Genomic DNA, 13860 nt, shown 5'->3' with positions numbered 1-13860 from the left:
TAACGCTACCCGTACCCCTGTGCCCTACTCTCCCTTATGCGACCGGCCTTCGTACGCCGGCACACGGCGGCGCAAGAACACCGGCGACCTATGACAGCGATGGGAAAAAGATGGCGGCACCCGGGAAAATTCTCGATACGTATTTCAAGATCAGTGAACGCGGATCAACGATCTCCACGGAGGTTCGCGGCGGTGTTGTCTCGTTTGTCGCGATGGCGTACATCGTGGTTCTCAACCCGCTGATCCTCGGTAGCTTCTCGGCGGATGACGCCGTCGCAAAGACCGACGTCCTCGGAAACATTCTGCCGGTCAACCAGGTGGCTGCGGTCACCGCCCTGGTTGCCGGTCTGATGAGCATCGCGTTCGGCATCATCGCGAACTATCCGTTTGCGATCGCGGCCGGCCTCGGTATCAACAGCCTGCTCGCCGTCACGATCGCCCCGCAGGTCACGTGGCCGGAAGCCATGGGCCTGGTGGTCATCGACGGCATCATCATCGTCGTGTTGGCGCTCACCGGTTTCCGGACCGCCGTGTTCAACGCGATTCCCAATGCACTCAAATCGGCCATTGCCGCCGGTATCGGCATGTTCATCGCGTTCATCGGTCTGGTCGACGCCGGATTCGTCCGTCGGATCCCCGACGCCGCAGGTACGACGGTCCCCGTCGGGCTCGGTATCAACGGTTCCATCGCGTCGTGGCCGACTGCGGTCTTCATCTTCGGTGTTCTCATCATGGGTGTGCTCGTGGTGCGCAAGGTTCGTGGTGGCCTGCTCATCGGCATCATCGCCACGACCATCCTGGCTGCGATCATCGAAGCGGTTGCAGAGGTCGGACCGTCGCTCGGAACCAACCCCAAGGGCTGGAACCTCAGCGTTCCCGCGATCCCCGACATGTTCGGTGGCATGCCCGACCTGAGCCTGGTCGGGGACTTCAGTCTCTTCGGCGCGTTCACCCGAATCGGTGTTCTGGCAGCCAGCCTGCTCGTGTTCACACTCGTTCTCGCGAACTTCTTCGACGCCATGGGCACGATGACGGGACTCGGCAAGGAAGCCGGATTAACGGACAAGGACGGCAACCTCCCCAATGTGGGTAAGGCTCTCGTCGTGGAAGGCGCCGGTGCCATCGTCGGTGGTGGCGCGTCTGCGTCGTCGAACACGGTGTTCGTGGAGTCGGCGTCCGGTATCGCGGAAGGCGCTCGGACCGGCCTGGCAAACGTTGTGACGGGTCTACTGTTCCTGGTCGCGATGTTCCTGACACCGCTGTATTCGGTGGTGCCGATCGAGGCCGCAGCGCCGGCCCTCGTCATCGTCGGCGCACTGATGATCGGTCAGGTCCGTGACATCGACTTCACGCAGTTCTCGGTTGCGCTTCCCGCGTTCCTGACGATGATCGTGATGCCGTTCACCTACTCGATCGCCAACGGCATCGGCGTCGGATTCATCTCCTGGGTGGTTCTGCACGCTGCTACCGGCGGTGCCAAGAAGATCCACCCGTTGCTGTGGATCGTCGCGGCACTGTTCGTCGCGTACTTCACTGTCGGGCCGATTACCGACGCACTGACGTAAACCTGCAACTGGCTGGTAACCGATAACCCGGCTACCGGCCAGTTGTTGACGTATTGTTCTCGCGTGACCACCGAAACTCGAGCGCTCGCCAGTGATCTGTCATTGGCGGTTGTGCGTCTGAGCAGGCATCTGCGAGGACGACGGGCCGACGCGCAGGTATCCCTGACACAGCTCTCGGCTGTGGCGACACTCTCGCAAGAGGGACCAATGACCCCAGGTGCACTCGCGGCGCGTGAGAAGGTGCAGCCGCCGTCGATGACCAGGGTGGTGGCGTCCCTCGCAGAACTGGGGTTGGTGCAGCGTTCACCCCATCCCACGGACGGTCGTCAGATCATCGTGAGCTTGTCCGACGCAGGTAATGCGCTACTCGCTGACGAGACCCACGCGCGTGAGGCTTGGATGAACGAGCGACTTTCCGACTTGAGCGCCGAAGATCTGGCAACACTTCGCGGTGCTGTCGAGATCATCACAAAGATCGTCAGCGCCTCCGAATAACCGCTTTCCATGGTGTCGCGGTGAGGTAGTTGCTCACGCGAATGATCGCAGGAGCAAGATGGGGTAGTGCCCCGTGACCCCGAATCCGGCATGTTTGCCGCACTCCGCAACCGAAACTACCGTCTCTGGGCGTCCGGGCAGATCGTGTCCCTGGTCGGAACGTGGATGCAACGCATCGCTCAGGACTGGCTGGTTCTGACGCTGTCCGACGGTAATGCACTGGCAGTCGGCATCGTCATGGCATTGCAGTTCGGACCGACGCTGTTCCTCTCGGTGTGGGGCGGTGTCCTCGCCGACCGGTACGACAAGCGGCGCATTCTCATCTTCACGCAGTGGGCGAGCGCGTTGTGCGCCCTGGTGATGGGTGTCCTGGACGTCGGCGGGTTTGTTGCTCTGTGGCACGTGTATCTGATCGCGTTTGCCCTTGGCTGTGTATCGGCGGTGGATGCGCCTGTACGCCAGTCGTTCACCATCGAAATGGTGGGTAAAGAGCATCTGTCCAACGCAATTGCGTTGAACTCCATGACTTTCAACACCGCACGCATTATCGGTCCGGCCATTTCCGGGGTGCTGATCAATCTGATCGGTACGGGTTGGGTTTTCCTGCTCAACGTCGCGACCTTCGGTGGTGTGCTTGTCGCATTAGCACTGATGAATGCGAAGGAATTGATCCCGTCGGAACCGACGCCGCGCGCCAAGGGACAGGTGCGTGACGGATTCCGATATGTGTGGGGCCGTAAGGACCTGCGGGTCATCATGGTGTCGGTTTTCATGGTCTCGACGTTCGGCCTGAACTTTCCGATCAGCCTCGCGGTGATGGCGCGCACTACGTTCGATCGCGGCGCCGACGCCTACGGATTGCTCTCCACCACACTCGCTGTGGGTACCTTGGCCGGCGCCGCGTATGCCGCCAGACGCAAGGACGCTCCGCGCCTGCGAACGTTCCTCAGCGCGGCAGCGGCGTTCGGTCTCTTCGAAATCGCTGTCGGGTTGATGCCCACGTACCCCCTGGTGGCGTTGATGCTGATTCCCACCGGCGCACTGACGCTGACCTTCACGACGTCGGCGATGAACATCCTGCAGATGTCGGTGCCGTCGGAGATGCGGGGGCGGGTGATGGGTATCTACATGCTCAGCTTCCTCGGTGGCACCCCACTTGGCAGTCCGATGCTGGGTTGGTTGGCCGACGCCGTGGATCCGCGGGCACCGTTGATCATCGGTGGCGCGATCTCGCTGGTGTCCGCCTCCCTGGCCGGGATATATCTCCTGCGCAGCGAAGGCCTCAAACTGCGATTGAAAATGCCCGACGACGGCGGACGCCTGCCGGTGTTCGACCTGCGTCTTGCCGTCGTCTGTGATGCGACCGAGCAAGCGGTGGAAGCTAACCGCGCACCGTGAGCTTTTCTCTCTTCGGAAAAACGGTGTAGCTGAGGGCGATTGCGCCCCACACTGCGAGAACCACGGTGAGTGTGCGGACCCAACTGCTCAGTGCCTCGGTGCGAGAGGCGTCGCCGACCATGATGATCGCGGCGGCGAGTAGCCCACACGAGATGGCCCAGGCCAATGCTGCTTTCCCGAATTCACGCCACTCTCGGACCGCCCGCGGCGTCCCGTATTTCGGAGGTGCGACGGGCTTCGGTCCACCGGCGAATCGGTAGGCGAATCGCGCGTCGGCCCACGAGATGAGGCTGTGCCCGAACGCAATGGATGCACCGATGTAGGCGGCCGCCAGTCCGTGGCTGGCGTTTGCCTGCCCGCCGTCGCGCAGATCAAGGGCTGTGGCGACCAGAAGTACGACGTCGACCAGGGGAGCACAGGTCAAGAGGCCAGCGCCGACGCCGGGTTTCCGGAACAGGTACCGAGCCGTCAATCCTGCAGCGATGAAAACCCAGAACATGATCTCGCAGGCAACGATGAGTGTGACGATCATGGGAACTCGTTTCTAGTACGACTGTGTTAGTAATTGAAAACTAGCACAGCTGTGTTAGTTTTGTGAAGTGGCGAAACGACCCAGTTCCGAAGAGCGCCGTGAACAGATCGCGGAAGCTGTCTGGCGTGTGATCAGACGCGACGGAATGGCCGCCGCCAGTGTCCGTACCGTCGCCGACGAGGCGGGCATGTCTACGGGCTCCCTGCGGCATTTCTTCGCGACTCAATCCGAGCTCTTGCTCTTTGCCATGGAATTGGTCTCCGTCCGCGTCGAGAATCGAATCGCAGGCATCGAGTTCGATCCCGACATCAGGCGGGCGATACGGCAATTTGCCGAACAATTTGTTCCCCTCGACGCCGACCGCCGCGAAGAGATGCAGGTCTGGGAGGCATTCGCCGCGGCATCGCGAACAGAACCGGACTTGGCGGTGGTCCGGGAGCGGACGGATCGAACCCTGTTCGGGCACTTCCGTCAGTTCGTCGAGGCGTTGAGTGATGCAGGTTTTCTTCGGTCCGGCGGTTCCGCCGAGTGCGAAGCGATGCGCCTGCACGCGCTGGTCGACGGGCTTGCCGCGCACGGTGTCAACAATCCGGAGAGGGTGAACCCGGCCGCGATCACCGAAGTGCTCGACGCCCATTTCGATTCGCTGATCACCGCAGCCGGGAGCAGTGACTGACGACGGCATCCGATACGGCACCATAGAAGCCGTGGTTCACGTCATCGATATCTCAGATCCAGCCGATTCCCGGTTGGATGACTTTCGCGATCTCAACTCCTCCGATCGCCGACCCGACCTCCCCGAAGGAAAGGGTTTGGTCATCGCGGAGGGGGTATTTGTCACCCAGCGACTGCTGACCTCGCGTTTCGAGCCGATCAGTCTCCTCGGAGTCGATCGCCGACTGCAGGAACTTGCCGAGGACCTCGACGGTGTTGATGTTCCCTTCTATCGAACCAGTGCGGAGGTGATGGCAGAAGTGGTCGGATTCCATCTCAACCGTGGAGTGCTTGCCGCAGCTGCCAGGCCGACGCCGCTGGCTGTCTCGGAAATCCTGCAGGACGCCCGAACAATTGCCATTCTCGAAGGCGTCAACGATCACGAAAACCTCGGCTCGATGTTTCGCAACGCCGCGGGACTCGGAGTCGACGCCGTACTTTTCGGAAAGGGCTGCGCCGATCCGCTGTACCGCCGCTCGGTCCGCGTGTCCATGGGGCACGTACTGCGAGTTCCGTTTGCCCATGTCGAGAAGTGGCCCTACGACCTGGAAGAGCTGCGCAGCAACGGGTTTCAGCTCATCTCGCTAACGCCCAATCCGGAGGCCGTGACACTGGCCGAAGCGATGACCGGAGACAAGGTAGCCCTGTTGCTCGGCGCCGAAGGTCCTGGCCTGACCGAACATGCCATGCGTGCGACGGATATTCGCGCAAAAATCCCCATGGCGCCGGGTACGGATTCACTCAATGTCGCGACCGCCGCCGCAATGGCCTTCTATGAACGAGTCAGGACCCGGCAGTAATGCCGACCGGAACTCCCTGGTTCACCGGTGTTGTGGTATCGATTTTTGCCGCAATGCTGTCCACTGCCGCGGTAGGCGCGTTCAGTCAGGGCCTGGCACACGTCAACGTGTTTCTTGCCGTTGCGGTCAACGTCATCGCGGTGGCCGGCTTGGCTCCCACCGTGTGGCGGTGGCGGGCCGTCCCCATCTGGCGATGGGTGGTTTACGGTGCGGTAGCGGGTATTCCGTTGGGGTGGATAGCCGCGATCGCCTGAGTACTCAGTGGAAGCCGAAGTATCGGGCCAGTCGGCTTCGCTTCTTCGGCTCGGGAGTTGGAGCCTCAGGAATTGGAGCCTCAGGAATTTGAGCCCGGGGGACTTCCGGCGCGTCGGTGAAATCAGGTTGAGGGGGCTCAGCTGTGACGGGTGTCGGGGGCTTCGGTTCCCTTGCCTTCGGTTCTGTTATCGGTGGATCTGGTTCGGGCGCAACAGCAACCGGTTTTGCCGGCGGAACGGGTGTCGGAGCTGATTGTGGGATCTCAACTGGTTCGGGTGCTGGAGGCTTGGGCTTTGCCTGCTGCGCCTGCTCAGCCTGCTCAGGCTGCTCGGTTGTCGGCACCGTCGCCTTCGGGGCTTCCGACTTCTGGTGAATCTTGAATCCCCACAACAGGATTTGAGTCTTGTCGAGATCGCCCTCGTGCGGCGCACCCGTGTATCGGAATCCCAGCCATTCCGCGTTGGCGGCCTCGGCGAACTGCTGGGGATGGAACGGCAGTGCTTGCGGATCGGGCAAAATGCCTGGGGGGTAACGCAAGGGGTGCTTGCCCGACCAGTAGGGCAACTCCCAAGTCTGTGGGATGCCGATGTTCTCGACGATGTCGATCGGGAGTGCGCTGAACGAGCGTCGCAGCTGGCCGTTTTCCCAGATGGCAAAGGACCCTTGCGCGCGGTCGGGTGACGAGCTGACCAGGAAGGTGAGCGGCGCGTGCGGCGAAAGTAGCCAGGACTCAGGAAGTTCCGACGGAAGGCACGCGCTCAACTCTGCGCTGGCGACGACGCTGATGTTCTCGTAGGTGCCGATGAAGAGATAGCCGGGTTGTACGGTCGCAGCGATCGACAGCGGGTGTGGGCCGAGAGACTCGAACTCTTTGCCGGGGTGTAGTCGCTGCGCGATCGCGAGTGCCGCGGCCTGGTCGGGCTGCGGGTACAAACTCAGTTCAGCGCGAACGTCATTGTTGTCGACAAACCAAATTGTTGATACACGTGCAGCCACCGATCGCCCTCTCTCCTGAACCCTCGCTGCTTAGAAGAATACGACGAATCGGCCGGTGATCTTGCCGCCGGTCCGCTCCGGGCGGGAGCGTCAGCGGCCGCTGCTACGCACACCGAGGAGAACGTCGTCCCATGACGGAAGGGCGGGCTTTCCGCGCTTGTCCTTGGTCGACGATTGTTGCGGCGCTGCCTTGGGCGTGACGTCTTCGGCAGGTTCCGGGGTTTCTTCTTCTATCTGCGGCTCGGGCTCGGCTTCGACCTCTGCCTTGACCGTCGGAGTCTCCATGCGAGCCGGAGTCTCTACGCTAGTCGGAGTGTCTACCCGAGCCGGGATTTCCGCGACGGGGGGTATTTCGGTGACAACCGTGACAGCGTCGTGAGTCTCGGCTTCAGGGTTGACTTCTTCGTCCGGTTCGAAGTTGTTATCGATCCGTGACAGTTCGGGACGCTCGAAGACCACCGGTGCCAGACCGCGCAGTGGGCGGCCGAAATCCGGATCGATCAAGTCGAATGCAGTGTCGTCGAGCGCGACGATGGTTCCACCGTGCGCGTCCGGCTGATAGCGCCAATGTGCGGCGTTGGTGCTGCGCCCGGCCTGCCATTGCAGCTGAGCCACCCAGTGATTGTCCTCGTCGCGCCAGGCATCCCACGTGGCGTCGTCGATGGTGTGGCCGCGGGCACGAAATGCGTGAGTCACGATTTCCGCGAGCGTCGGCACGGTGGGTCCGTTGTCACGGATCGGGTGCCCACCCTGCGCCATTTCTGCTGCTCGGGAGCGTTCGAGAAGGACGGGGTATGCGTAGCGCTCGACCTTGCTGACCGGGATGCCGGCTTCCTTGGCGACCTGCTGGACGGAAGCGCCGGATCGGATACGGGCCTGGATTTCGCGGGGGCGGAGCTGGCTTTCGTTTTCGATCTCGATCTGGCCGAGTCGAGCTACATCACCCCGGCACGCTGCGCGCAGTTTGTCGTCGGCAGGGAGTCGAAATTTTTGGCCGGTTTCGGCGTCGGCGCACACCACATGCGATCCATCGGGTTCAAGTCCGATCACTCGAAGCTCTCGCACATTGACCTCCCTTATCGCGCCGGCTCGCGACTTTGCGCCGCAGTCAACTGTAATTCATTTGTGATGACCAGCCCGGCAGGACACTCCCGGCAGACCGGTCGCGTACGGATATCGACGCAATCACGCCGCCGACCTCGACTCGCGGATGGAGTCGAGGCCGGCGGCGTGATACGAGAACTACAGGCGTGGCTCAGCCGAGCTGCGAGACGACCCAGTCGATGCTCTTGGTGAGAGCGGTGACATCTTCGGGGTCGATGGCCGGGAACATGCCGACGCGCAACTGGTTGCGGCCGAGCTTGCGGTACGGCTCGGTGTCGACAATTCCGTTGGCGCGCAGGATCTTTGCAACCTCGGCTGCGTCGACGTCGTCGTTGAAGTCGATGGTGCCGACAACCTGCGAGCGGTGTGCCGGATCAGCGACGAACGGCGTTGCGAACTCGCTGGCCTCGGCCCAGTTGTACAGGCGTGAGGACGAGTCGGCGGTGCGTGCGGTGGCCCAGTCGAGGCCTCCGTTGCTGTTCATCCACTCGATCTGGTTGGCGAAGAGCAGCAGCGTTGCCAGTGCCGGAGTGTTGTACGTCTGATCCTTGGAGCTGTTGTCCACGGCGATGGGCAAGGACAGGAAGTCGGGGGTCCAGCGTCCCGAATCCTTGATCTCTGCGACACGCTCGAGGGCGGCCGGGCTCATCAGTGCGATCCACAGTCCACCGTCCGAAGCAAAGCACTTCTGCGGAGCGAAGTAGTAGATGTCCGAATCGGCGACGTTGACGGGCAGTCCGCCGGCGCCCGAGGTGGCGTCGATGGCGATCAGGGCGTTCTCCGAACCGGCGGGGCGGGAGACGGGGATCGCAACACCGGTCGAGGTCTCGTTGTGTGCCCAGCCGATGAGGTCGACAGACGGGTCGGAGACCGGCGCCGGTGCGCTGCCCGGATCAGCGGAGACGACGATCGGGTCACCGATGAACGGGTTGGCCTTGGCGACCGAAGCGAACTTGGAGCTGAACTCGCCGTTGGTCAGGTGCAGCGACTTCTCGCGGATGAGGCCGAATGCAGCGGCATCCCAGAACGCGGTGGTTCCGCCGTTGCCGAGGACAACCTCGTATCCCTCGGGGAGGGAGAACAGGTCGGCGAGACCGGAACGAACGCTGGCGACAACGTTCTTGACCGGCTTCTGGCGGTGGCTGGTGCCGAAGACCGAAGCGCCCACGTCGACCAGGGACTGCAGCTGCTCGGGGCGAACCTTGGAAGGACCGCAGCCGAAGCGTCCGTCAGCGGGTTTGAGATCGGCGGGGATGATCGGGGCGGTAGCGTCAGCCATTGGTCAGTGCGTCCTAAACGTCGAGGAACCTTTGCCGGGTTAGTTTAGACGGCTGCGGTGTCGTAGTGGACGGTCGAGGTGCTGCGGCGAGTGTCGAAACGCTTCGTGGGTCCGCAAAATGAGACCCCACCACGCATGAAACAAAAGCTCGAGTACAAGCCGGATGGCGAAAACTTGTTCCTTTGCTATGCGATCTGGAATGTCAACGGCATCTGAATTTTCAGATGCCGTTGACACGCAGAGAGCATCGCGCTCCCAATAAATGAGAACCGTCGTCCAGGGGAAGTGTTCCTACATTCAGCGAATCAGATTGAGGCCATTCCAGTTTCGAGTGAACTCCACGCCCTCGGCCAGCATCGCCGGCATGCTCGGATTCTTGATGTACTCGATGATCGTGCCCGGCATAGCCGCGGACTCGATGTAGGCCACGCTCGTGGATGACGTAGCCCCGGTGAAAACCACGGACAATCCACGCTCGGTGGCTTGGGCCAACTCCGCATCCAAGTCGTCGGTCAATCGCGCAACATGATGCAAGCCGATAAATTTCGTACCGTCGGCATTGTGGTAGGGCGAGGGACCTTCGCTGAGTACCTCGATCAACTCGACCTGAGTGCTTCCCGAGTACGCGAAGGCCGCGTTGATGACGATGTCGATATCTTGACCGCGATGGTTGCCTGCCATGTCGAGGTTGCGATAGATCTGCCATGGTCCGACACCGCTCTCTTCGAACCAGGCGTGTACCGCTTCGTCCAGGTTCGACACGAGATACCCAATTTGCATGAACGGTTCGATCGCCTTGTTTTGTGTCATAGCGAGCCACCCTCGTGCCCTTCCGGGTTTGCCGGTGCGGTCATGAGATGGCCGCTGAAATCGCCGACCAAATCGAGCAGCGAGTAGTCGCGGGACGTGAAACGCCATATCCCGCCTGCGCGCTCGAACTCGTCGTGGTACCGCCCGGCGGCGACTACCTGCAGCGGCAGTGCCGAAGTTGCTTGCAGCACAGTGTAATAGGAACGGCACGTCGCACGCCCGGCCTCGTCGTCGATCTCGAGGATGGGATTGGTGATGACATGTTTGGTGCGCGGCGTACCGTCGGCATGGATCTTTATGTTGGTACGCCACAGGTTCAGCAGGCCGGACTCGTCGAGTGCGTCGCCGCTACGGGTACGTATGGTCGCGTGCTGGAACAGCGCCGCGGCTTCTTCGAGGCGACCCCGGTCGATGTTCTCGGCGTATCGGTACAAGAGGTTCGTTATCTCAGTGGCGGAGTTACTCAATTTCCAGCCAGCTCTCTGGTGCAGGGTTGATGGTGTCAGTCGAGGTCCTCGACTGTTGCCATCGGGTACGTGACGGTCTCAGGGTTTTCGCACCGATCGACAATGATGATGTCGGCACCTCTTCGGCAAAAGACACTGCGTGAGGCCGTCCTTGGTCTCGTGTGGCTCCGGCGATCAGTGCAACTTTGCCTTCGAATTCGTCCATGAAGGTCCCTCTTTGTCGTGTGTGGCAGTGAGCCGTACTCGAATCAGTAAGCCAAAGGCTGTGGTTGGAGAGTCGGTGCATCTCGACTATCGAGATGGAGCAGGGCAGAGGGGCGTTGACCCGTACGTGGGGCACGGGTCAAGGCCCATCGGGACCGTTGCCACGGGTTTAACCCGTTTGGGCAGGCGCAGTGCAGGCGCACATGTTGATGCGAGTCCCTGATGCGATATCTCGTTCTTCGAGATGGCGCGTCTGGTCGTTCAGTTGCGGGACGAGTATGTCGTAATCAGCTGACCCGACCGAGAGGACATGATGGACCTGAGTGTGGAGCAATTTCGACTCGATGGGCGCACTGCTTTGGTGACCGGTTCGGGCCGAGGGGTGGGAGAAGGTATCGCCCGTGTTCTCGGAGCCTGCGGAGCAACAGTCATAGTGAACGATTTACACGCCGACAGGGCTCAGTCGGTCGCCGATGCCATCATCGCCAGCGGAGGATCGGCATTTTCGTCGGTGTTTGACGTGACAGACGCCGCCGCAGTGGAGCAGGCGATAACTGCGCTGGCCGACGACGGGGCCTCCGTCGATATTCTTGTTCACAATGCGGGCATCCCTGACATTGGCGCACGCCCGAATCAATTTGTCGACATGCCGGAGGCGGATTGGCAGCGGCAGATCGACCTCAACCTGTCTGCGATGATGCGAGTCGTCCAGGCGGTACTCCCTGGTCAACTCGCGAACGAGTGGGGCCGCATCATTCAGATATCCTCGGGTGCATCATCGCGAGGTCTTTCCATCGGGGTCTCGGCGTACGGTGCCGCCAAGGCAGGTTCGGAAGCGTTGATTCGACACCTCAGTGTCGAGTGTGGTTCGCGCGGAGTAACTGCGAATGCGTTGGCGTTGGGGATGATGGAGGGGCTCGGTGATGTTGACGACCCTGCGCTGGAGAGGATGATCCGTCAGATTCCGATCGGCAGGCTCGGTCGTGGCGCCGATGTCGGTGCAGCGATCCTCTGGCTTTGCAGCGAGGCAGGGGGCCTGGTCAACGGGCAGGTTATCCATCTTAACGGTGGAACGGTATTTGGACGCTAAACACATCGGCTGATAACCAGCCGAAATTCTCGGATGTAACCCTCTCGGTGAGCCGGGGCGAAATTCTTGGACTCATCGGTCCGAGTGGAACCGGCAAGAGCACCCTTCTGAGGTGCATGAACCTACTCGAGATCCCTTCCTCGGGCGAAGTTCAGCTTGCCGGCCAAACGCTCTTCAAAGAGCGCACGCTGTTGAACGCGCGTGAGCTCATTGTGCTTCGCAGGTCACTGGGGATGGTGTTTCAGCACTTCAATCTCTTCCCGAATATGAATGCGCTCGAAAACGTGGTGCTCGCCCAAGTACGGGGGCTCGAGCGTAGCCGCGCCGAGGCAGAGGCTCGAGCAGTGGACCTGCTGACGCGAGTCGGACTGAAGGACGCGATGCGCCGAATGCCGTCCGAACTCTCAGGAGGCATGCAACAGCGCGTCGCGATCGCCCGCGCACTCGCACTCGATCCGAAAGTCCTTCTCCTTGACGAGCCCACCTCGGCCATCGACCCGGAGCTGCGCATCGAAGTGGGGTCGGTGGTTTCGGAGCTGGCAGAGAGCGGCGTGACGATGGTGCTCGTGACCCACGAGCTCGATTTCGTCAGGAAAGTCGCTACGAAGGTTGCCGTTGCAGGCGTCTTGAGTGCTGGTCTGATTGCGACATTGTCGGCGTGTGCATCTGATGGGGGCATGAAACTCGTGGTCTTAGTCAAGGACGTGCCCGACACCTCCGGGGAGCGGACGCCGCGCGAAGAAAGTCGGCGAATTCTGGGGGTCGCAGAGGCCGCCGATGAGGGGCGGCACCACGGGTAACTCCCGTGTTCGTTGCCGATCTACGTGCCGACCACGGACGTGACGAACAACGCACTGTTCCAGCAGATTCCGGCCGTGAAGGATGGACGTTCATTGTCCTAGGCAGCAACTCGACATAATTCAACCGGCCGGGTACCTCGTGAGAGGTACCCGGCCGGTTGTTTGTGCTGCGGAGAAACTTACGCGTGGCTGATCTGATCCCAGCCCTCGACGGACTCGGGAGTACGCGGTGCCGGGCCGGTGTAGATGGCTGCCGGGCGAACCAGTTTGCCGAGGCGCTTCTGCTCGAGGATGTGCGCACACCAACCAGCGGTGCGGCCACACGTGAACATGGCAGGCATCATGTGCGCGGGAACCTCGGCGAAGTCCAGGATGACGGCAGCCCAGAACTCGACGTTGGTCTCGATCGCGCGATCGGGACGACGCTCACGCAGTTCTGCCAGCGCTGCCTGCTCCAGAGCTGCGGCAGCTTCGTAGCGGGGAGCGTTGAGGCGCTTCGCGGTTGCACGGAGCACGCGGGCGCGGGGATCTTCGGCGCGGTAGACGCGGTGCCCGAAGCCCATCAGCTTTTCCTTGCGGTCGAGGATTCCCTTGACCAGTGCGCGGGCGTCGCCGGTCTTCTCGGTCTCTTCGATCATCGGGAGCACGCGGGCCGGTGCGCCGCCGTGCAGCGGGCCGGACATTGCGCCGATGGCGCCGGACAGCGAAGCGGCGACGTCGGCGCCGGTGGAGGCGATGACGCGGGCCGTGAAGGTGGAGGCGTTCATGCCGTGCTCGGCTGCCGAAACCCAGTACGCGTCGATTGCCTCGACGTGCGCGGGATCGGGCTCACCCTTCCAGCGGACCATGAAGCGTTCGGTGACGGTCTTGGCCTCGTCGATGCGCTTCTGCGGAACTGCCGGCTGGTAGATGCCGCGAGCGGACTGCGCGACGTACGACAGGGCCATGACGGACGCACGGGCGAGCTGATCGCGAGCGGTCTCGTCGTCGATGTCGAGGAGCGGCTCGTAACCCCAGATAGGGGCCAGCATCGCAAGTCCGGCCTGGACATCGACACGGACGTCGCCGGTGTGGATGGGGAGGGGGAACGGCTCGGCCGGCGGCAGGCCGGGGCCGAAACGGCCGTCGACGAGCAGTGCCCAGACGTTGCCGAAGGTCACCTTCTGGCCGACCAGGTCTTCGATGTCGACGCCGCGGTAACGCAGTGCGCCGCCGTCCTTGTCAGGTTCGGCGATATCGCTGGTGAAGGCTACGACGCCTTCGAGTCCGCTCACAAAATCGTCCGGTATTGCTGCGCTCGCTGCCATTCTCGTGGACTCTCCTCGTTCGAGTGCGCCAGGTCTTCAGTCGC

At 62.0% G+C, this 13860-nt stretch carries 15 protein-coding genes and 1 pseudogene; 8 read left to right on the top strand and 8 right to left on the bottom strand.

Translation table 11 applies throughout. The features are described from left to right. Positions 1 to 110: 110 nt before the first annotated feature. The 3 genes from EEB13_RS23710 to EEB13_RS23700 all read left to right on the top strand — a co-directional run bounded on the left by EEB13_RS23710 (position 111) and on the right by EEB13_RS23700 (position 3458). Positions 111 to 1565, top strand: a complete 1455-nt coding sequence (locus EEB13_RS23710; protein WP_033234096.1) for an NCS2 family permease — start codon at positions 111 to 113, stop codon at positions 1563 to 1565. A 63-nt stretch (positions 1566 to 1628) separates the two neighbouring features. Then, entirely contained in the window at positions 1629 to 2060 is a 432-nt protein-coding gene (locus EEB13_RS23705) for a MarR family winged helix-turn-helix transcriptional regulator (RefSeq protein WP_033234097.1), read from the top strand. 90 nt (positions 2061 to 2150) lie between these two features. Continuing rightward, the gene (locus tag EEB13_RS23700) at positions 2151 to 3458 is read left to right on the top strand and encodes an MFS transporter (RefSeq protein WP_141486694.1); all 1308 of its coding nucleotides are present in this window, start codon (positions 2151 to 2153) and stop codon (positions 3456 to 3458) included. Here EEB13_RS23700 and EEB13_RS23695 read toward each other — a convergent pair. After that, positions 3442 to 3990 (bottom strand): hypothetical protein, encoded by a 549-nt coding sequence (locus EEB13_RS23695; protein WP_141486407.1) that lies wholly within the window; start codon positions 3988 to 3990, stop codon positions 3442 to 3444. The two genes, EEB13_RS23700 and EEB13_RS23695, sit on opposite strands and share 17 nt — an antisense overlap. Positions 3991 to 4057: 67 nt before the next feature. On the opposite strand from EEB13_RS23695, the gene EEB13_RS23690 reads away from it, so the two are divergent. From EEB13_RS23690 to EEB13_RS23680, 3 genes are read left to right on the top strand one after another with little or no spacing between them, the layout of a single operon-like run. After that, positions 4058 to 4666 (top strand): TetR/AcrR family transcriptional regulator, encoded by a 609-nt coding sequence (locus EEB13_RS23690; protein ID WP_141486406.1) that lies wholly within the window; start codon positions 4058 to 4060, stop codon positions 4664 to 4666. 31 nt (positions 4667 to 4697) lie between these two features. Further along, positions 4698 to 5504, top strand: coding sequence for a TrmH family RNA methyltransferase (locus tag EEB13_RS23685; RefSeq protein WP_033234365.1), 807 nt, complete (start codon positions 4698 to 4700; stop codon positions 5502 to 5504). Next, positions 5504 to 5758 carry a DUF2537 domain-containing protein gene (locus tag EEB13_RS23680; protein WP_141486405.1) on the top strand — a complete coding sequence of 85 codons (255 nt, stop codon included), beginning with the start codon at positions 5504 to 5506 and terminating at the stop codon, positions 5756 to 5758. Before EEB13_RS23685 ends, EEB13_RS23680 begins: the two co-directional genes overlap by 1 nt. Before the next feature lie 4 nt (positions 5759 to 5762). Here the strand turns inward: EEB13_RS23680 and EEB13_RS23675 are convergent, their stop codons facing one another. The 6 genes and pseudogenes from EEB13_RS23675 to EEB13_RS32095 form a co-directional block, all read right to left on the bottom strand. Continuing rightward, the gene (locus EEB13_RS23675) at positions 5763 to 6755 is read right to left on the bottom strand and encodes a DUF6928 family protein (RefSeq protein WP_261984629.1); all 993 of its coding nucleotides are present in this window, start codon (positions 6753 to 6755) and stop codon (positions 5763 to 5765) included. A gap of 90 nt (positions 6756 to 6845) precedes the next feature. After that, on the bottom strand, positions 6846 to 7820 hold the full coding sequence (gene sepH / locus EEB13_RS23670; RefSeq protein ID WP_095888373.1) for a septation protein SepH: 975 nt from the start codon (positions 7818 to 7820) through the stop codon (positions 6846 to 6848). 190 nt (positions 7821 to 8010) lie between these two features. Then, complete coding sequence (gene serC, locus EEB13_RS23665) at positions 8011 to 9138, bottom strand: phosphoserine transaminase (RefSeq protein ID WP_033234102.1); 1128 nt, start codon at positions 9136 to 9138, stop codon at positions 8011 to 8013. Positions 9139 to 9435: 297 nt separating this feature from the next. Beyond that, positions 9436 to 9948: a VOC family protein gene (locus EEB13_RS23660; RefSeq protein ID WP_045069020.1), complete on the bottom strand. Its 513-nt coding sequence runs from the start codon at positions 9946 to 9948 to the stop codon at positions 9436 to 9438. Next, a complete protein-coding gene (locus EEB13_RS23655) occupies positions 9945 to 10415 on the bottom strand; it encodes a nuclear transport factor 2 family protein (protein ID WP_141486403.1) in 471 nt (156 codons plus the stop codon). Before EEB13_RS23655 ends, EEB13_RS23660 begins: the two co-directional genes overlap by 4 nt. 38 nt (positions 10416 to 10453) lie before the next feature. Further along, positions 10454 to 10620 (bottom strand): annotated as a pseudogene (locus EEB13_RS32095) (SDR family mycofactocin-dependent oxidoreductase); the annotation flags it as partial. Between the two features lie 324 nt (positions 10621 to 10944). On the opposite strand from EEB13_RS32095, the gene EEB13_RS23645 reads away from it, so the two are divergent. Together EEB13_RS23645 and EEB13_RS23640 are read left to right on the top strand one after the other, a co-directional pair. After that, positions 10945 to 11709, top strand: a complete 765-nt coding sequence (locus EEB13_RS23645) for an SDR family NAD(P)-dependent oxidoreductase (RefSeq protein ID WP_261984628.1) — start codon at positions 10945 to 10947, stop codon at positions 11707 to 11709. 47 nt (positions 11710 to 11756) lie between these two features. After that, positions 11757 to 12509 carry an ATP-binding cassette domain-containing protein gene (locus tag EEB13_RS23640; protein WP_222839819.1) on the top strand — a complete coding sequence of 251 codons (753 nt, stop codon included), beginning with the start codon at positions 11757 to 11759 and terminating at the stop codon, positions 12507 to 12509. A gap of 179 nt (positions 12510 to 12688) precedes the next feature. Here EEB13_RS23640 and EEB13_RS23635 read toward each other — a convergent pair whose 3' ends face one another. Further along, a complete protein-coding gene (locus tag EEB13_RS23635) occupies positions 12689 to 13816 on the bottom strand; it encodes a citrate synthase 2 (protein ID WP_141486400.1) in 1128 nt (375 codons plus the stop codon). Between the last annotated feature and the right edge of the window lie 44 nt (positions 13817 to 13860).

Source organism: Rhodococcus sp. WS3 (assembly GCF_003797085.1).
In the GTDB taxonomy this organism is placed as follows: Bacteria; Actinomycetota; Actinomycetes; order Mycobacteriales; family Mycobacteriaceae; genus Rhodococcus_F; species Rhodococcus_F globerula.
This window is presented reverse-complemented; position numbering and strand designations above follow the sequence as displayed.

Coding starts and splice junctions, on each gene's coding strand:
- EEB13_RS23680 (WP_141486405.1), top strand. CDS start 5,504: ATGCCGACCGGAACTCCCTGGTTCACCGGTGTTGTGGTATCGATTTTT.
- EEB13_RS23635 (WP_141486400.1), bottom strand. CDS start 13,816: ATGGCAGCGAGCGCAGCAATACCGGACGATTTTGTGAGCGGACTCGAA.
- EEB13_RS23700 (WP_141486694.1), top strand. CDS start 2,151: ATGTTTGCCGCACTCCGCAACCGAAACTACCGTCTCTGGGCGTCCGGG.
- serC (WP_033234102.1), bottom strand. CDS start 9,138: ATGGCTGACGCTACCGCCCCGATCATCCCCGCCGATCTCAAACCCGCT.
- EEB13_RS23695 (WP_141486407.1), bottom strand. CDS start 3,990: ATGATCGTCACACTCATCGTTGCCTGCGAGATCATGTTCTGGGTTTTC.
- EEB13_RS23710 (WP_033234096.1), top strand. CDS start 111: ATGGCGGCACCCGGGAAAATTCTCGATACGTATTTCAAGATCAGTGAA.
- EEB13_RS23660 (WP_045069020.1), bottom strand. CDS start 9,948: ATGACACAAAACAAGGCGATCGAACCGTTCATGCAAATTGGGTATCTC.